At 36.3% G+C, this 18,394-nt stretch carries 15 protein-coding genes; 11 read left to right on the top strand and 4 right to left on the bottom strand.

The annotated features are described in order from the left end of the window. The first annotated feature begins 96 nt into the window (after window positions 1–96). Entirely contained in the window at window positions 97–1,659 is a 1,563-nt protein-coding gene (locus tag BM350_RS06060; RefSeq protein WP_090918202.1) for an amidohydrolase, read from the top strand. A gap of 144 nt (window positions 1,660–1,803) precedes the next feature. Here the strand turns inward: BM350_RS06060 and BM350_RS06055 are convergent, their stop codons facing one another. Then, a complete protein-coding gene (locus BM350_RS06055; protein WP_090918200.1) occupies window positions 1,804–2,607 on the bottom strand; it encodes an NAD kinase in 804 nt (267 codons plus the stop codon). A 155-nt stretch (window positions 2,608–2,762) separates the two neighbouring features. On the opposite strand from BM350_RS06055, the gene BM350_RS06050 reads away from it, so the two are divergent. The 6 genes from BM350_RS06050 to BM350_RS06025 all read left to right on the top strand — a co-directional run bounded on the left by BM350_RS06050 (window position 2,763) and on the right by BM350_RS06025 (window position 11,648). Continuing rightward, window positions 2,763–3,398 carry a DUF2953 domain-containing protein gene (locus tag BM350_RS06050; RefSeq protein ID WP_090918198.1) on the top strand — a complete coding sequence of 212 codons (636 nt, stop codon included), beginning with the start codon at window positions 2,763–2,765 and terminating at the stop codon, window positions 3,396–3,398. A 10-nt stretch (window positions 3,399–3,408) separates the two neighbouring features. Then, window positions 3,409–3,804 carry a GerW family sporulation protein gene (gene ytfJ / locus BM350_RS06045; RefSeq protein ID WP_090918196.1) on the top strand — a complete coding sequence of 132 codons (396 nt, stop codon included), beginning with the start codon at window positions 3,409–3,411 and terminating at the stop codon, window positions 3,802–3,804. 232 nt (window positions 3,805–4,036) lie between these two features. Then, window positions 4,037–8,155 (top strand): right-handed parallel beta-helix repeat-containing protein, encoded by a 4,119-nt coding sequence (locus tag BM350_RS06040; RefSeq protein WP_090918194.1) that lies wholly within the window; start codon window positions 4,037–4,039, stop codon window positions 8,153–8,155. 153 nt (window positions 8,156–8,308) lie between these two features. Then, window positions 8,309–8,809, top strand: coding sequence for a thiol peroxidase (gene tpx, locus BM350_RS06035; RefSeq protein ID WP_035435695.1), 501 nt, complete (start codon window positions 8,309–8,311; stop codon window positions 8,807–8,809). A 360-nt stretch (window positions 8,810–9,169) separates the two neighbouring features. Beyond that, window positions 9,170–10,156 carry a class I SAM-dependent methyltransferase gene (locus tag BM350_RS06030; protein WP_139207727.1) on the top strand — a complete coding sequence of 329 codons (987 nt, stop codon included), beginning with the start codon at window positions 9,170–9,172 and terminating at the stop codon, window positions 10,154–10,156. Window positions 10,157–10,454: 298 nt separating this feature from the next. Continuing rightward, entirely contained in the window at window positions 10,455–11,648 is a 1,194-nt protein-coding gene (locus tag BM350_RS06025; RefSeq protein ID WP_090918189.1) for an acetate kinase, read from the top strand. A gap of 40 nt (window positions 11,649–11,688) precedes the next feature. Here the strand turns inward: BM350_RS06025 and BM350_RS06020 are convergent, their stop codons facing one another. After that, window positions 11,689–12,120, bottom strand: coding sequence for an NUDIX hydrolase (locus tag BM350_RS06020; RefSeq protein WP_090918187.1), 432 nt, complete (start codon window positions 12,118–12,120; stop codon window positions 11,689–11,691). A 125-nt stretch (window positions 12,121–12,245) separates the two neighbouring features. Between BM350_RS06020 and BM350_RS06015 the strand changes: the two genes are divergently transcribed. Beyond that, window positions 12,246–13,076 (top strand): EcsC family protein, encoded by an 831-nt coding sequence (locus BM350_RS06015; protein WP_090918185.1) that lies wholly within the window; start codon window positions 12,246–12,248, stop codon window positions 13,074–13,076. A gap of 27 nt (window positions 13,077–13,103) precedes the next feature. On the opposite strand, the gene BM350_RS06010 is transcribed toward BM350_RS06015, so the two are convergent. After that, complete coding sequence (locus BM350_RS06010) at window positions 13,104–13,754, bottom strand: YitT family protein (protein ID WP_090918183.1); 651 nt, start codon at window positions 13,752–13,754, stop codon at window positions 13,104–13,106. A gap of 646 nt (window positions 13,755–14,400) precedes the next feature. Here BM350_RS06010 and BM350_RS06005 point away from each other — a divergent pair. Next, on the top strand, window positions 14,401–14,616 hold the full coding sequence (locus BM350_RS06005) for an aspartyl-phosphate phosphatase Spo0E family protein (protein ID WP_090918181.1): 216 nt from the start codon (window positions 14,401–14,403) through the stop codon (window positions 14,614–14,616). Between the two features lie 690 nt (window positions 14,617–15,306). On the opposite strand, the gene BM350_RS06000 is transcribed toward BM350_RS06005, so the two are convergent. Continuing rightward, the gene (locus tag BM350_RS06000) at window positions 15,307–15,624 is read right to left on the bottom strand and encodes a radical SAM protein (RefSeq protein ID WP_090916338.1); all 318 of its coding nucleotides are present in this window, start codon (window positions 15,622–15,624) and stop codon (window positions 15,307–15,309) included. A 169-nt stretch (window positions 15,625–15,793) separates the two neighbouring features. On the opposite strand from BM350_RS06000, the gene BM350_RS05995 reads away from it, so the two are divergent. Continuing rightward, complete coding sequence (locus BM350_RS05995) at window positions 15,794–16,999, top strand: argininosuccinate synthase (RefSeq protein WP_090916340.1); 1,206 nt, start codon at window positions 15,794–15,796, stop codon at window positions 16,997–16,999. Further along, window positions 16,996–18,384, top strand: coding sequence for an argininosuccinate lyase (gene argH / locus BM350_RS05990; RefSeq protein ID WP_090916342.1), 1,389 nt, complete (start codon window positions 16,996–16,998; stop codon window positions 18,382–18,384). Before BM350_RS05995 ends, argH begins: the two co-directional genes overlap by 4 nt. Window positions 18,385–18,394 lie beyond the last annotated feature (10 nt).

Below are 18,394 nucleotides of genomic sequence, written 5' to 3'. Positions count from 1 at the left end.
TTTTTTTGTTTAATGGGAGGGGTTGTTTTATAATAGTGTTATAAGAAAATTAAGATAATTAGGTTGTTATAAGGTTAAAGTTTAGGGGGAAAGAAAATGGGAGAACTTTGGCACGGCGGAAAAATTTATACGATGGAAGAAGAAGGAGGAGTCGTAGAAGCGGTTTATGTAGAAAACGGTACAATTGTTGAGGTTGGAGCGAAAGAAGAGTTAGAAGCTCGTTATCATCCGAAGCAGTTCGTTGATTTAGAAGAAAAAACAATGCTTCCTGGTTTTGTCGATAGCCATATGCATCTTATTGGACACGGAGAGCGATTACTTCGCTTAGATTTATCAGCATGCACATCTTATCAGGAAGTATTAAGCCTTGTTGCTGAGCGAGTGAAAACAACGAAGCAAGGAGAATGGATTATTGGCGAGGGCTGGAATGAAAATAATTTTACAGACCGAAAAGATGTACATAAACGGGATCTAGATGATTTGTCACGCCATCATCCTATTTTATTAAAACGCGTTTGCCGTCATGTAACGTTGGTGAACTCTTATATTTTTGAGAAAGCTGAAATTATGCAAGGTAGAAAAGACCCAAAAGGCGGAAAAATTGGACGCGATCAACATGGTGAATTCACAGGCTTATTGTATGAACAAGCGCAAGATTTAATCGCCCCTATTCTACCGGAAATCGATGCAGCTTATTTAACGAAGGCGCTGCAAACAGCAATTCAAGATTGTTGGGAATATGGACTAATTGGCGGTCATACAGAAGACTTAAACTACTATGGTGGTTTTCAAAAAACGTACAATGCCTTTACGGAAGTGATTCGAAATTTGCCGTTTAAAGCACATCTTCTTGTTCATCATGAAGTAGCGCACGAACGTGAGCAATATGAGAATACACATTATATTGAGTTTGGGGCAATGAAAATTTTTTCAGACGGTTCCTTTGGCGGACGAACAGCGCTGCTTAGTGAACCATATGAAGATGCAACGGAAACGAATGGCGTTGCTATTTTTTCTCATGAAGAACTTGCGGAACTCGTAAAACGAGCAAGAGAATTCCATATGCCCGTCGCAATTCATACAATTGGTGATTTATCGCTTGAATATGTAATTGATGCGCTTGAAATGCATCCGCCAAAAGCAGGGCAGCGTGATCGGATTATTCACTGTCAGCTTGTGCGTGAGGAATTAATCCGGCGCATGAAGAAGCTCCCGGCAATTTTAGATATTCAACCTGTCTTCGTTTCTTCTGACTTTCCATCTGTTATTGAAAAGCTAGGGGAGCGAAGGCTTCGATATGCATATGCATGGAAAACACTTCTTTCTGCTGATTTGCACTGCGCAGGTGGTTCGGATGCACCAATCGAGCAGGTTAACCCGCTTTTAGGTATATACAGCGCCGTAACAAGAAAGAGCTTTGTGGATGAAAACTGTTACGTGCCGGAAGAAAGGTTAACAGTATTTGAAGCTGTTTCACTGTTCACAACAGGAAGTGCATATGCGATTGGAAAAGAAGAGAGCTGCGGGAAAATTGCAGCGGGGTATGAGGCGGATTTTACTATATTAGATAGAGATATATTTCATGTGCAGGAAGAGGAAATAAAAGAGATAAACGTTATGATGACAGTTGTGGATGGTGAAGTTGTATACAAGAAATAAAGGCGGCACATGCCGCCTTTATTTCTTATCCCGCTATTTGTGGGCAGTAAAGGCTGGAGAAGAGCAGGGAAGAAAACTGTCCGTAAAAGCCCAATTGGTTCAACTAACCTTTTGGAGAAGAACACTCCAAAAGGAAGTTTCACTTTATAAAAATGTTCTTTGTACTTTTTCCCAGAACGAATTGTTTTTTAGTTTCACTGTTTTGATTTGCTTATCGCTTAAACGTACAACTGCTTTTTCCACTTGTTTAATGCTAAGTGCTTCGTTATCCATACCCATGACAGGATAATCTTTGTCATTATGAGTTAATTTTAATGTTAGCGTACGATCGTTGCTTAAGATGAATGGAGAACCAAGGGTCCGGTACGTATTGTTATTTAAAGAAGCAAGCTCACTTACTTGGAAACATGGAATTAATGGATCCACGACAGCTCCGCTTAGTGATTTATTATATGCAGTGCTTCCTGTTGGGGTAGAAACGACTAAGCCATCCCCTCTGAATGTTTCAAAATATAAATCATCGATGTACACATCTAACACAAATGTTTTAATCACGCTAGAGCGCAGTGAGAATTCATTTAGGCAATGAAAAGATGTGTCATGATCGACAGTTACTTGAATTGTTGGATATCTTCTTACTTCAATTTCATTTTTTGTGATTTCTTGAAGGGCGCTATCCACGTGGTCGATGTGGAAGTCACAGTAAAAGGAAATATCATCTGTTGCCGAAACCCCTGCGTATAAACAATCCTCACGAAATCCTGTTTTGTTAACAGCCTGTAAAAATGTACCATCGTCGCCAACACTAACAATAGCATTTGCGTGCTGTGGATGGTCTAATATTGTAAATCCGTTTTCTTTTAAAATGTCGTATACTGGTTTCATTTTTTCGATAAGTGTTGCTTTATCATCACCGTAAAAGAAAAATAAATTGCGACGATTTTCCATTTTGTATTCCTCCATGCAGTAAATAATATGTTCAAATAGTATATTTCGATAAAAATATGAAAAATCCTCCTGTTTTTAGAAAAATCTATATTTTCAATTTTGTTTATTTTTTTTTTGCCGTGTCGATAATGAATACGGAATGAAAGGATGGTACGATGAAGTGGCTTGTGATTGGAATTGGAATACTTATTTTGTTGGTCTTACTTATTTTATTATCGAAATTATCGCTAAAAATTAGTTTGTTATATACAGAAACAGAAAAACAATGTTTGCTTGAAGTGAAAATATGGATAATTCATTATACGTTTGATGTGCTAGAACGGATTGAAAAGCAGCAAAGGAAAACAGAGCAAAAAATTGAAAAAGCAGAAGAGGAAGGCGGAACTGAGGATAAATTTGTGGCATGGCTTGACAGTATAGCTGAGATTATAAAAAGGCTGCAAGAAATCCATACTATGTTTAAAGATTTTCTTCAAAAAGTGAAAATCAATAATTGGAGATGGTATTCGCAAATTGGAACAGGTGATGCAGCGAGTACTGGGGTTATTACAGGTTATGTATGGTCGGTAAAAGGAATCATTGTTGGCGCTGCCGGTCAATATGTAGAAATTATTGGTGCGCCGCAGCTTGAAATTACTCCAATTTTTCAAGGGAAAACTGTGGCATCCCATTGTGAATTAACGGCTTCATTTCGCATATATCGTGCAGTTAAGGCAGTAATTCGGTTGTTTATATTTTTGAAGAAGCAAGGAGTTATTCCGACAGATCATGCGATGCAGCAAAAAATATAGGGGGGATTATATGGAACATCCAATTCAAGGATTAATGACAACAGCGATGCAGCATTTAAATCATATGATTGATGTGAATACAATCATTGGTGATCCCATTCAGTCACCTGATGGAAGTGTTATCTTAACAGTTTCTAAAGTAAGCTTTGGCTTTGCGGCAGGTGGTAGTGAATTTGGGAAACTTGAAAATAATAATCATCATCCATTTGGCGGTGGTAGCGGCGGCGGTGTTTCCATTAACCCGGTTGCGTTTCTTATTGTAAATAGTGAAGGTGTGAAAGTACTTCATTTAGATAAACAGACGCATATACTTGATAAAATAATGGAATTAGCACCGCAGGCAGTTGATAAAGTGAAAGAAATGATAAACAAACAAAAGGATGAACAGCCAGAGTATGAAATATAGAAAATGAAATGTACCTTTTGTAAAGGGCGTTAAAAAATGATGCCACATGAAGAAGATGATTTCTGTATTAACAGAAATCATCTTCTTTAGATTTATCCCGCTATTTGCGGGCAGTAAGACCCCTTATAGAATAGAACAGAACTTTTTTTAAATTCAGAAAATTAATTCTTTTCAATTTTATATTTATGTATAATGTAAAATATGGATTATTGTGGAAGGGGAGGTCCGGTGTATGAATGAAGTTACAGTTTCAAAATCCTTTTTTTCAAGGTATAAAACAATTGCGGATGCCGTAAAGGGTGCTTCACCAGGTACAACAATAGTAGTAAAGCCTGGTGTGTATCGAGAAAATATCCATATTGATAAAGATATTAACATAATTAGTGAAGGTGATAAGAGTGATACTGTAATTGAAACGTTTCAAACAGCTTTTTTAATTGAGAATGGGAGCAAAACATTTATAAAAGGAATTCAAATTCGTCAGCTTGGACAAGATGATACAGCTTTAATAAAATGTTCTTCTGGAACAATACAAATACAAGAATGCGATATTTATCCCCAAAATGGTTCAGGTGTATGGGTGCACCAACAAGGGATATTGTATATGCAATTCTGTCAAATAACTGGTGGGTATACAAATGCAATCAACTTTGGAGAGGGAAGTCAAGGGACAATAGAAGATTGTGAAATACATGGAATGAAGGGAGAAAAGTATCCATCCTTATTTATCAGTAATAGTAATCCGATTATAAAAAATTGCCGCATTTATAATAGTGCGAGCGATGCTGTTTTTATGAAAAATAATGGTAACCCATTTATAGAAAACTGTGACTTGTTTGATATACAAGGTGTCATTCTGTATATATCTAATAGTGCTCCTACCATAAAGAAGTGTAAAATACATGATGGACAAAATCATGCTATCTACATAGAAAAGGGAAGTAAACCGATAATAGAAAATTGTGAGATATTCAAGTTTAAAAATACAATGATATATATTCGTGAGAGTCAGCCAGCTATGAAGGGTTGCAAAATGTTTGATGGGAACACAAATGCAGTAACTTTTAAAGAGCAGAGTGCAGGATTAATTGAGGAATGTGAAATATTTAATTTATTAGGTGAAGAATATCCAGCGATTTGGATAGAAACGAGTCAACCTACATGGAAGAAATGTAAAATTAGTTATACTGCAAATAATGCTTATTATATAAGTGAAGGAAGTAAAGCGGTAATAGAAAATTGTGAAATTTATAAAACAGAAGGCCACGCCTTTCAAATTGTGAGGTCAGATCCTAGCATTAGATTTTGTAAAATGTATGATGGAGAATCATCTGCTTTTTATATTCAAGAAGAAAGTCGACCTTTTATTGAAGAGTGTGAAGCGTTTAATTTTAAAAAGCAAATTGTAGCGGTAGTTACTGGTAGACCAATGTTTAGAAGGTGTAAATTTCATGATGGCGAAGCGAACGGAATATCATTTTATCAAAATGGCGGCGGCCTTTTTGAAGAATGTGAAATATATCAATTTTTAAATGAAAAATATTCTACTATATATGTTAACCAAGGTATTCCGGAGTTTAAAAAATGTAAAATTTATAAGGGTACTAGAGATGCAATCTATTTAGAAAATAACAGTGGTTGCATTATGGAAGAATGTGAAGTCTGTCAATTTCAAAATGAATCCTATGCAATGATTCAAGGGGTACAAAGTAATCTTAAATTGATAAATTGTAAATTATATGAAGGGAATAATAATGCTTTTTATTTTATAGAAAACAGTCAGTTGACAATAGAGGGATGTGAAATATTTAATTTTTCTAGTGATAACTATTCAATGATTGGGATAGAGGAGAGTTATCTAACACTTACAAAGAGTGAATTGTATAAAGGACAATATACGGCTGTAAATATTAATAAGAATAGCGTTGTTTCCATTGAAGATTGTAATATATCAGATTTCAATGAAGATTGCGTAGAAATTTATGAGGAAAGCGAAGTGTTGCTCCAACGAAATAAAATGTATAACTCTTTAAGAGGGGTTGGAGTCGTAGGTGGTAGCAACTCAAAAATAATAGAGTGTGATATATATGATTGTCGAGAAACAGCTGTCTGGCTAAATCAGGGACAAGCTGCAATCGAGAAAATTCAAATTAAAAATTGTGGTGGGAATGCACTTAATATTAAAAATAATAGTAATGTTGTTTTTATAAATGGGAGTATTTCTCAATTTGAATATCCAATGATATATAGTGAAGAAAGTCAATTTGATGTAAAGAAAAGTAGTTTTGATCATTGTAAGAATCCAATATTTTTAGTGGGAAAAGAAAGTGAATTTTGGATAGAACAATGTGAAATGTCTCAAGTAGATGAATCACCAGCAATTGAAATCAATTCACATGTAAAAGGTACTGTTCAAAAGTGTAACATTTATGATGCTTTTATGGGCGTTAAGATTGCTTCTGAAAGTCAAATTACTTTAAAGGATATCAAGTGTTTTGATATAGAAAAAACGGCTTATCAAATTACCGATGATCGTTCAGCTACATTAGAAAGTTGTAAAACGTATGTAGAGGTAACGCGTCAGAAAGTACAATCCACTGAAGAATCAAAAGAAGAAAAACAGGATGTAGAAGAGGTACAAGAACAGCAGGAAATTATAGAATCGAACGATATAATGACGGAGTTAGAACGTTTTGTTGGAATGAATAGTATTAAGGAACAAATTAAACACTTAATTAACCTTGTAGAAATTACTCGTTATCGAAAAGAAGCAGGTCTTGACTCCGGGGGAGATATTAAACCAAAACATACCGTTTTTTATGGGAATCCAGGGACAGGAAAAACAACGATTGCTCGTTTGCTAGGGAAAGTATATAAATCACTTGGATTGCTTGAAAAAGGGCATGTTGTTGAAGTAAAGCGTGAAGACTTGGTCGGAGCGTATATTGGTCATTCAGAAGAGAAAACAAAACAGCGTATTGATGAAGCGATGGGCGGGGTTTTGTTTATTGATGAAGCATATTCGTTGAGTATTGAAGATGGTGCACGTGATTTTGGGAGACAAGTTATTGAAGTTTTATTGGCAGCTCTTGAAAATCATCGCGGAGAATTTTTATGTATCGTTGCTGGTTATGAGAAAGAAATGGACCGATTTATTGCTTCTAATCCAGGTTTGAAAAGCCGTTTTGTATCTTATATGAAATTCGAAGATTATACACCAGATGAATTGATGGAAATTGGAAATCGCTTGTTAGATGATAAGAAGTACCGCTTAACAGAGGAAGCGGAAAATTATGTATATGAACAATTTGTATGGCTGTATAGAAAGCGGGATGAACATTTTGGAAACGCACGTATGGTTCGGGAACAAGTAGATAAATGGATTACATTGCAAGCAAACCGAATTAGTACATTACCAAGAAGTGAATGGAAGAACAAAGAAGTATTGACGACAATTCGTTTGGAGGATGTTGAAAAAGCATTCCAACAAAGAGGCGCAAGAAAAGTGGCTGTTCCAATTAATGAGAAATTACTACAAGAACAAATGGACCGTTTGAATAGTTTAATCGGTTTAACAAAGGTGAAAAAAGAAATTGAAAGATTAATCCAGCTTGTTTCTTATTATCGAGAAGAAGGTAAGGATATAAGAGAACTTTCCATGCATATTTCATTAATTGGTAATCCAGGAACAGGAAAAACAGAGGTTGCGCGAATTATTGCAAAGGTGTATGAGGCATTAGGAATTTTAGAGCGCGGAGATTGTGTGGAAGTAGATCGAAAAGAATTGGTTGATAAATACCAAGGGGGAACGGAAGAGAAAACAGCGAGTGTATTACAAAAAGCAATGGGAGGCACACTGTTTATTGATGAGGCATATACACTGACGAATAAGGGGAGCAATGATTCTGGACATATAGCTGTGGAATTATTGCTAAAACAAATGGAAGATAAACGCGGAGAGTTTATCGTATTAGTTGCTGGATATGAAGATGAGATGGAAGAGTTTCTTGATAGCAATAAAGGCCTTCGTCGTCGCTTTGATCGCCGCCTTGTATTTGAAGATTATACACCAGAAGAAATGATTCAAATTGCAAATTATTATATGGCTAAAAAGCTGTATAGTATGTCAGCCGAAGCAAGACACATGCTTGTTGAATATTTTACTTATCTGTATGAAAATCGCGATAAAACATATGGGAATGCAGGTTTGGCTCGTAAGATTATTGAACAGGCAATGAAAAATTTAGATTATCGTATCGCTACCTTGCCAATAGAAGAGCGAATGGAAGAACGGAAATATACAATTAGTGTGGAAGATATACAGGCGCTTTTACAACAACAGGAGCAATAATAAAGCCAGGACAGGGAATATGGGTAAATTAAAATAGGCTTTTTTGTTGAAAAAATTATATAAATTGAGTTAGTTTCATTTGTATTTTAAGGGCATTATGACTATCATTAACACTGTACATATTTTGTTTTTTAGAAAAGGGAGGATTTTCAAATGGCAAACGTAACGTTTAAAGGAAACCCAATCACTTTAGTTGGCACAGAAGTTAAAGTAGGCGACCAAGCACCAAACTTCCAAGTGTTAGCGAATGATTTATCTCCGGTAACTTTAGAAACATATAAAGGCGCAGTAAAATTGATTAGTGTTGTACCATCTATTGATACAGGTGTATGTGATGCACAAACTCGTCGTTTCAACGAAGATGCAGCTAGCATTGAAAACGCAAAAGTATTAACAATTAGCGTTGATTTACCATTTGCTCAAAAGCGCTGGTGTGCAGCTAACGGTTTAGAAAACGTTGTAACGCTTTCTGATCACCGCGACCTTTCTTTTGGTGAGGCATACGGTGTTGTAATGAAAGAACTTCGTTTACTTGCACGTGCAGTATTCGTAGTAGATAGCAATGACAAAGTTGTTTACGTAGAATACGTAAGCGAAGGAACAAGCCATCCAAATTACGAAGCAGCATTAGAAGCAGCAAAAGCTGCAAAATAATGTAGGTAACACAAGGCGACCTCTTATCAAGGGGTCGTTTTTTTTGACAGTAAATTCTCTACATTTCATGCCGTATATTGTAGAAACGTCGACATATAAATCCATTTTGATTTTTTTACATATAATTCACTGCTATGCAAAATAAAAAGTGATCGGCACTCGTTTTCTACCTTTGTTTTCATATTGCACGTGGCAGGAAAGGGGTCTAACCGCTTCTATGCATGACCAGATGCTCTCATCCACCTAAAAAAAGTGATTTTTTATTTGTATTTATATATTGTCGATTCAATAAGAATGAAAAGAATTAAGAATATGGTATGATATAAGTTATGTGTATTTTAGTTTGAAGGAGGAATTTTCGTGAGTTCAACAGTAGAAACATTATTTTCTATTTTTGATTCTTCTGCCGTAATTTTACGTAAAGAATTAGATATAACGTATTTAGAAGCACTTGTAGAAACAGGTGATAATTTATTTGAAGGAACAATTTTACAAGAAGGCTTAGAACAACCAACAATTGAACGATTAGAGCGTGAATATAGCAAGTTTAATGAAGAAAACTATAAAGGCGAAGAAATTCGCAAAGCGTTTCAACTTGCCATCTTAAAAGGGATGAAAGAAGGCGTACAAGCAAATCATGAAATGACGCCTGATGCAGTTGGGATGTTTATGAGTTATTTATTCCATAAATTTATGAAGGATCAAGAGGAAATAACCGTACTAGATCCTGCAGTTGGAACGGGAAATTTATTAACGACAATCTTCAATGGTTGCCTAGAAGGTACAACGATGAGTGGCTTTGGAGTAGATGTGGATGACTTGCTTGTTAAACTTGCATTAGTCAATGCAAATTTACAAAAACAGGCGGTCGAGTTCTTTAATCAAGATGGACTAGCGTCTCTTTATATTGATCCAGTTGATGCAGTTGTGTGTGATTTACCAATCGGCTATTATCCAAATGAAATCGGTGCAAGTGAATATACCTTAAAAGCAGACGAAGGTATGTCTTATGCACATCATCTTTTTATCGAACAAAGTGTCAAACATATAAAAGAAGGCGGTTATTTATTTTTCTTAGTGCCAAACTTTATTTTTGAAAGCGACCAAGCACCAAAGCTTCATGCATTTATTAAAGAAACATGTTTTGTGCAAGGATTACTACAGTTACCTGTTTCCATGTTTAAGAATGAAAAAAATGCAAAAAGTATATTTGTTCTCCAAAAGAAAGGGCAAAACGTAAACATGCCAAAACAAGCGCTATTAGTAGAATTACCGAAATTCTCTAATATGCAAGCGATGGAGAACATTATGCAGCAAATTAATGGTTGGTTTGCTGAGAAAAACTAAAAAGGGTGCATGTATAACAGATATACACGTATATATAGTACAGTTTTATATTGTTTACAAAATTCAGTAATATATATAGGTGACGAAATTAAAAACTTTCAATCTGTAATATAAAAAAATCTGTTGTGTTACAATTTTTTCACTTGAAATATATGTCGTACGATGTTTAAATTAAAATCGTGAGTATTAAATTTTTATCAGTGAAACGGTTCTGTTATCTGAGAAAAATTGAAGACATAAAATTGAGCGGTTTGTGGAGGGATTCCACACAGCTAGAGAAAAAGGGGCGAAAGACTAGATGTCAAAAATCATCGCGATTAATGCAGGAAGCTCTTCCTTAAAGTTTCAATTATTCGAAATGCCAAGTGAAACAGTATTAACAAAAGGTTTAGTAGAACGTATCGGATTAGAAGATAGCATATTTACAATTACTGTAAACGGCGAAAAACAAACAGAAGTAACAAATATCACAGACCATGGCGTTGCGGTTAATATGCTTTTAAACAAATTAACTGAAACAGGTATTATTAAATCTCTTGATGAGATTAGCGGTATTGGTCATCGTGTTGTACACGGCGGTGAAAAATTCGCAGATTCTGCTCTAATTGACGATAAAGTATTAGCAGAAATCGATGCTTTAAGTGAGTTAGCACCACTTCATAATCCAGCACACGTTATTGGTATTAAAGCGTTCCAAGAAGTTCTTCCGAACGTACCTTCAGTAGCGGTGTTCGATACAGCATTCCATCAAACAATGCCAGAAGAATCTTTCTTATATAGCTTACCTTATGAATACTATGAAAAATACGGCATCCGTAAATACGGATTCCACGGTACTTCTCATAAGTATGTAACGCAGCGTGCAGCTGAATTATTAGGCCGTCCACTTGAAAGCTTACGTTTACTTTCTTGTCACTTAGGTAACGGTGCAAGTATCGCAGCTGTTGAAGGCGGAAAATCAATTGATACGTCTATGGGCTTCACTCCACTTGCTGGTGTAACAATGGGTACACGTTCTGGTAACCTTGATCCTGCGTTAATTCCATATATTATGAAGAAAACAGGACAAAATGTAGATGAAGTTCTTAACGTATTAAATAAGAAAAGTGGTATGTTAGGTCTTTCTGGATTCTCAAGTGACTTACGTGATATTGAGCAAGCTGAAGAAGAAGGAAATCACCGTGCAGAAGTAGCATTAGAAATATTTATAGGCCGCATTCATAAATACATCGGTTCTTATGCAGCTCGTATGAAAGGTGTAGACGCAATCATCTTTACAGCTGGTATTGGTGAGAACAGTGCATTAATTCGTGAGCGTGTATTAGAAGGTCTTGAGTTTATGGGCGTATACTTCGATCCAAAACGCAACAATATCCGCGGTGAAGAAGCATTCATTAGCTTCCCTCACTCTCCAGTAAAAGTAATCGTAATTCCAACAGACGAAGAAGTTATGATTGCTCGTGACGTAGTACGTCTTGGAAATATTGGTTAATATATGATAAAAAGACGGGATGATTCCCGTCTTTTTTCTGTTATTTTTTTGAAAGTAGTTCCGTTAATCCGTTTGGGTATAATGTTTTTTCACCTTTTAAAAATGTTTCAATCGGGATCCATACACCATAAGAGATGTGATCTCCTTCTGTTATGGTGAATCGATTCTGTTTATAAAGTTCTTTGTTTGAAAAATGGGCAGAATACAATTGGACTATTTCATGGCCAATTGTATTGTCTATTTGAAAAATGTTTTCTAAACAGCCTAAGTATGTACTGATTTCTACAGTGACGCTAAGTTCTTCTTCAAATTCTCGGATAACAGTTTGCGCTCCGTATTCCCCAAGTTCAATTGTTCCCCCAAGTGGTCGATAATAATATCCCTCACCAGTTTCATGTTTTTCTTTATATTCTTCAACAAGGATGCAATCATTGTGTTTAATAATGCCTAATGCTTTTGCACGCGGATACATAACATACCTCCCTTTTTCATTGCGACTTATTTGAAAATAACATATTTTTCAGAAAAAAACAGGGCGTACGGCCTCTCGCAGCAAATATATTACAGTGTAGAAAAATAATTCAAGGGGATGTTTGTATGCTGTCAAAGAGCGAGGAACGAATTTTACATGATCTAAAAGGCTGGGAGCAGCAACTAGTGCAACACGAATCAACGGATTTTCAGCAAATGTTTGATAAATGGGTAAATCGTACATTTTCGAAGTTGCCAGAGAAGAAACGAAATGAATTTTTTTCAAAAGCAGATGGATGGCTCTTTCATTTACATGCGTTCATGCAAAGCTCGCAGTCGCAGCTCGATGCACGCGGGAGAATTTTGGGGGCGGCGCGTGTGTTTGATGATTCTATTGAACATATTGAAGAAATGAGAGAACTATCCATTCATCAATTAACATACATAGCAGAACAACAAACAGCTCGTCATCGTTTATATTCTTTCGTGCAAGGAGGAGTAACTGGAATTGGCGGCTTTTTATTATTAAGTGCAGATTTCCCAGTATTGATTGCTTTAAATGTGAAAGCCGTACAGCTGATTGCTACATCATTTGGTCATGATGTGAATAAACCGTATGAAATGATGTTAGCGTTAAAAGTGTTTCATGCAGCTATATTGCCAGCGCATTTGCAGCAGTATGCTTGGTACAATTTGCTGCAAGAGTTAGAACAGGAAGAACCGGCTCCATTTTTTTATGAGGGAGAAGAAGAAGTTTTAAATCCAGCATCTGTCCAAGTAATGCTAAAACAAATTTTGAAAACGTTCATTATTTATTCACTGCGCCGCAAGTTGTTTCAAGGTGTACCAGTACTTGGGATTGTGGTTGGATCAACGGCGAATTACCGGTTAACGCGGAGCGTAACAGAATTTGCGAATCGATTTTATCAAATGCGCTATTTACGCCAAAAAATATAAAAAGCGAAAGGCAGCTGCCTTTCGCTTCTAATTTGTTGCATGTTGTTTTGATAATGGAATTGCCACGGTTTTCTTTTCCTCTGCTGGATAATAGATTAAATCTAGTGCTTTCGCCTGCACAGCAAGGGAAAGAATCGTAAAGGCAATCTCAGTCCATGTTAAATAATATAGTGAAAGTGCAATGACAATTGCGTCAAAAACGAAGAAAATTTGCCCAACCGTAAAGCGTGTTTTTTTGCTTAATACAATTGTTAAAATATCATCTCCGCCTGTTGCACCGCCGAATCGTAAAATAAAACCAAGTCCAACTCCAGCTAAAGCTCCGCCTACTACTGCAGCTACAAATAAATGATTAGATAAATCAACCGTGAACGGAGAATAATTTTCCATTAAAGAATAAAATACTCCGAATGAAATCGAACCGATAAATGAATAGCCGACCATTTTTTTACCTAAAAATGTAGCACATAGTAAAATGACTGGAATATCCATTAAAACCGTTGAAATGGACGGTGAAATATCAACAAAGTTTTGTAAAAACAGTGCGATTCCGACAAAGCCACCTTCAGTTAAGTGGTTTTGAAAATGAATGTGATATAGCGCGGTAGCTAAAATAAATGAACCAAGTAAAACCATAAAAATTTCTTTAATAATTCGTCGACTTTGGATGTTCTCCATCGTTATTCCTTCTCTCCGTAGTTAGTAGTTTTCTATTTTTCATAAACTAACTACGCTATATATCACTGAAGAAATAACGAATAATCCTCTCGTCCATCAATTCTCCCTACTTTCGTTTTAGTTTAGGCCTAAAATAGACTAAACAAAACTTAGAGTAGGATTTTTTATTTAGCAATCCTATTCTCTTCCAGGTTTTGTTTAGTAAGTGTCACACAACCTAAACAAAACGCTATGTGTAAGAAGAGTCTTTTTGTTGCCAAATTATCCTTCGGGCAATCATAATTTCCCCACTTTCGTATTTTTTTCGTTAGATAAAGTATCTAAGCAAAAAATACGCTACGTGTAAGATTCGTCTTTTCGATGCCACATGCTCCTTCGAGCGATCATGATATCTAAATCCTTTCTGTAAAAGATTTTATACTATTATATCATACTTTTGGGAAATGTATGTTGTTGGAAACTGAGAATGGGCAAAGAAAAACCTACACACTTCGTAAATATGAGGGGAAATGGTGTAATAAACTAATATTTGCTGTCGAAAGTTTTTGGTTATGAAAAATGTGCTTTAATTAATTACATAATATTCATTTTAGAGAGAATATTCCCTATAATTCAAGTCATATTAGCGATGACTGGAGAGATTTGTATGAAAATAGTAGATATACAAGTAAGCATAGAGGAAAAAAGAGAGGAACTAATTGGACTTGTAAGAATGTACGGATTTAATCATGAGAAGGTAGTTGTATGTAGCCAAGAGTTAGATGATTTAGTCTATCGTTTGATGGAAAGTATTACTTACCAAGAAAGTATATTTTCTATTTCTGCAAAGAAAAATACGAATAACAATATACATTCACCTTAGTTGGAACAAGCTTTCTTTTTTATTACCTATGATTGAAAACGCTTGCGAATTATTGTGATAGAAAAGAGAAGTCCATAATAGTTTGATTGTTGGGGAATTTTCATCGGTAGGGGTCCACTGATGAAAATTTTTTATTTGGAGAGTTTGTGAATGCGTCTAGAGAAGCGTTTAAAATAAAGTTTATCCCGCTATTCGTGGGCAGTAAGACCCCCACCTCAAGATTCAGAGAGAAGCATTGTCCAGCTCCAGTGGCTAGAATGTTCGGTGGCTTCGCTTCTTCCTACGAGGTAAAAAACTCCCTCTACGTCAGAAGCCCCATCCCCCTCACATTCTGAACGAGCCACTTCCGCTTTTCTTAAGAAGTTAGGTGGGAGATAAACTGCCCGTAAAAGCCCGATTGGTGAGGGCTTTCCGTCAGTGGGGGATGAAGAAAACCCTCACTGACAGAAGTTTCACTTTATGAAGTAACAAGATTATATGAATCTGCCAGCGCAAGTGGAGTAAGCAGTTATGAAGAAGGTGCACTAAAACTGGAAATCATTCTTTGCTTCCATGAAAGTATATCAGATACATCCTCCCACTTTTACTGGCAGCCCTTGTATTCCAAAGTATATGAAATCTCCTATGAAAGAAATTGTATTCAAGAATTAAGCATGTAAACTCCAAATAAGAAAAAAAACCAATTCTTCTTTACTGATGCGCCTTTCCTTCAGAGACATTTTGAGTGAGACGATACCAAAGCCAAAGGTCGTTAATGATGGAAGCAAGATCGGCAATTTCTGTATTCAGTTTACAGGAAAGCTCAAAGTTTTCTTCGTTATTTAATTTATGTTGTTTCGTATTAATGATATGTTCAAGTTCTTGAATCCGGTCAGGTATTTTTCCGCGAATTTGTTCCCACTTTAATAAAATGGCATGCTGTACAGTTGTAGGAATCTCTTTCCATTCTTCTTGTAAATCAGGTATTTCAATTCCTAGATGTTCATTATATATGAAATATTGTTTCATGCCTCTTCCCTCCATTTTCTGTTTCTATTGTATCGAAAAAGAGAACGAACTTCGATGAAATTGTTTGAAAAATATTTGTGAATATCCCTTGCGCCATTTTTTAAAAGATGATAAATTATGAATTAATATTAATAATAATGAATAAATATTCTTTTTAGGGGGATATAAAATGGAGAACAAGAAAGTTGTATTAGCATATTCCGGAGGTCTTGATACTTCCGTTGCGATTAAGTGGTTACAAGAAAAAGGATACAATGTTATTGCACTTTGTTTAGATTTAGGAGAAGGGAAAGATTTAGAATTTGTGAAAGAAAAGGCATTATCCGTTGGCGCTATTCAATCTTATATGATTGACGTGCAAGAAGAATTTGCGAATGAATATGCATTAAAAGCACTGCAAGCTCACACGTTATATGAAGGGAAATATCCACTTGTATCCGCATTATCTCGTCCGTTAATTGCGAAGAAGTTGGTAGAAATCGCAGAGATGGAAGGGGCAAGTGCAGTTGCACATGGATGTACTGGAAAAGGAAACGACCAAGTACGCTTTGAAGTTTCTATTCAAGCGTTAAATCCGTATTTAGAAGTGATTGCACCGGTACGTGAATGGAAATGGTCACGTGAAGAGGAAATTGCGTATGCAAAAGAAAATGATGTGCCAATTCCGATTAACTTAGACAGCCCGTTTTCAATTGATCAAAATTTATGGGGACGAAGCAATGAGTGTGGAGTTTTGGAAGATCCATGGGCAGCGCCGCCAGAAGAGGCATATGAAATGACGTTAGCACTGGAGAATACACCAAACAAACCTGAATTTGTAGAAATTGGGTTTGAAGCAGGGGTGCCAACAACATTAAATGGTGTATCGTATTCCCTAGCTGAGTTAATTAAAACGCTAAATTCTCTTGCAGGTAAGCATGGGATTGGCCGCATTGATCATGTAGAAAATCGTCTTGTCGGTATTAAGTCACGTGAAGTGTATGAGTGCCCAGCAGCGATGACGTTAATTACTGCGCATAAGGAATTAGAAGATTTAACACTTGTAAAAGAAGTAGCGCATTTTAAACCGATGATTGAACAAAAATTAACAGAGTTAATTTATAACGGCTTATGGTTCTCGCCTTTAAAAGATGCCCTTGCTGCCTTTTTACAAGAAACGCAAAAACATGTGACAGGTACAGTACGTGTAAAACTATTTAAAGGACATGCAATTGTGGAAGGACGTAAATCGGATTATTCTCTATACGATGAAAAATTAGCAACATATACAGTAGAAGATGAATTTAATCACGATGCAGCTGTCGGCTTCATTTCATTATTTGGTTTACCAACAAAAGTATATAGCCAAGTGAATCAAAAGAAGGTGGAGGCATGAGTAAACTTTGGGGCGGTCGTTTTACAGAGCAGGCTGAACAGTGGGTTGAGGAGTTTGGAGCTTCCATCTCCTTCGACCAACAATTAGCAGTAGAAGATATAGAAGGAAGCATTGCGCATGTTACGATGCTTGTGAAATGTGGCATCGTGACAGTGGAAGAAGGAGAAAAAATTAAAAACGGTCTTCAATATTTACTTGAAAAAGCAAAGAAGCAGGAACTTACGTTTTCTGTTGAAGCAGAGGATATTCATTTGAACATTGAAAAAATGTTAATTCAGCATATTGGTGAAGTTGGCGGTAAGCTGCATACAGGAAGAAGCCGTAATGATCAAGTAGCAACCGACATGCATTTGTATTTGCGAAATGAAGTGCAGCATATTATCAAGGCAGTTAAGCAAGTGCAGACTGTACTTACAGCGCAAGCAGAAAAACATATTGAAACAATTATGCCAGGATATACGCATTTACAGCGTGCACAACCGATTTCTTTTGCACATCATCTTCTTGCATATTTTTGGATGTTAGAACGCGATGGAAATCGTTTTATAGATTCACTAGGGCGCATTAACATTTCTCCGCTCGGAGCCGGGGCACTTGCTGGGACAACATTTCCGATTGATCGTGAATATAGTGCACAGCTACTTGGGTTTGATGGGATATATGAGAACAGTTTAGACGCAGTAAGCGACCGTGATTTTATTCTTGAATTTTTAAGTAATGCTTCTATATTAATGATGCATTTATCACGTTTTTGTGAAGAACTGATTTTATGGAGCAGTCAGGAATTTCAATTTATTGAAATGAGCGATAGTTATGCAACGGGCAGCAGCATTATGCCGCAAAAGAAAAATCCGGATATGGCAGAGCTCATTCGCGGGAAAACAGGAAGAGTATATGGCAACTTGTTTAGCTTATTAACAGTTATGAAAGGATTGCCGCTTGCTTACAATAAAGATCTGCAAGAGGATAAAGAAGGCATGTTTGATACAGTCAATACAGTAAAAGGGTGTTTACATGTAATGGCCGGTATGCTTGAGACGATGACGGTGAAAAAAGATAATATGGCGAAAGCTGTCACGCAAGATTTTTCAAATGCGACTGAGATAGCGGATTATTTAGCGAGTAAAGGTTTACCGTTTCGTCAGGCACATGAAATTGTAGGAAAGCTTGTCCTTCTTTGCATTAACGAAGGTGTATATTTACTTGATCTACCGTTAGCAACTTATCAAGAGATGAGCCCATTATTTGAGAAGGATTTATACGAAGTACTTTCGCCGTCCGCCGCAGTAAAAAGAAGAAACAGTGCAGGCGGTACAGGATTCGAACAAATTAGGCAAGCACTTCAAATAGCGAAGGAGCGAGTAGAAACCCCCGTGAACATGTAATATTTCACGG

Origin of the sequence: Bacillus sp. 103mf, from assembly GCF_900116295.1 — a bacterium.
GTDB classification, from domain to species: domain Bacteria; phylum Bacillota; class Bacilli; order Bacillales; family Bacillaceae_G; genus Bacillus_A; species Bacillus_A bruguierae.
The sequence above is the reverse complement of the archived record's forward strand: the minus strand, read 5'-3'. Positions and strand labels throughout refer to the sequence as shown.

Bases quoted from the DNA above. Each gene is read 5' to 3' on its own strand.
- BM350_RS06060 (WP_090918202.1), top strand. From the start codon at position 97: ATGGGAGAACTTTGGCACGGCGGAAAAATTTATACGATGGAAGAAGAA.
- BM350_RS06055 (WP_090918200.1), bottom strand. From the start codon at position 2,607: ATGGAAAATCGTCGCAATTTATTTTTCTTTTACGGTGATGATAAAGCA.
- BM350_RS06050 (WP_090918198.1), top strand. From the start codon at position 2,763: ATGAAGTGGCTTGTGATTGGAATTGGAATACTTATTTTGTTGGTCTTA.
- ytfJ (WP_090918196.1), top strand. From the start codon at position 3,409: ATGGAACATCCAATTCAAGGATTAATGACAACAGCGATGCAGCATTTA.
- BM350_RS06040 (WP_090918194.1), top strand. From the start codon at position 4,037: ATGAATGAAGTTACAGTTTCAAAATCCTTTTTTTCAAGGTATAAAACA.
- tpx (WP_035435695.1), top strand. From the start codon at position 8,309: ATGGCAAACGTAACGTTTAAAGGAAACCCAATCACTTTAGTTGGCACA.
- BM350_RS06025 (WP_090918189.1), top strand. From the start codon at position 10,455: ATGTCAAAAATCATCGCGATTAATGCAGGAAGCTCTTCCTTAAAGTTT.
- BM350_RS06020 (WP_090918187.1), bottom strand. From the start codon at position 12,120: ATGTATCCGCGTGCAAAAGCATTAGGCATTATTAAACACAATGATTGC.
- BM350_RS06015 (WP_090918185.1), top strand. From the start codon at position 12,246: ATGCTGTCAAAGAGCGAGGAACGAATTTTACATGATCTAAAAGGCTGG.
- BM350_RS06010 (WP_090918183.1), bottom strand. From the start codon at position 13,754: ATGGAGAACATCCAAAGTCGACGAATTATTAAAGAAATTTTTATGGTT.
- BM350_RS06005 (WP_090918181.1), top strand. From the start codon at position 14,401: ATGAAAATAGTAGATATACAAGTAAGCATAGAGGAAAAAAGAGAGGAA.
- BM350_RS06000 (WP_090916338.1), bottom strand. From the start codon at position 15,624: ATGAAACAATATTTCATATATAATGAACATCTAGGAATTGAAATACCT.
- BM350_RS05995 (WP_090916340.1), top strand. From the start codon at position 15,794: ATGGAGAACAAGAAAGTTGTATTAGCATATTCCGGAGGTCTTGATACT.
- argH (WP_090916342.1), top strand. From the start codon at position 16,996: ATGAGTAAACTTTGGGGCGGTCGTTTTACAGAGCAGGCTGAACAGTGG.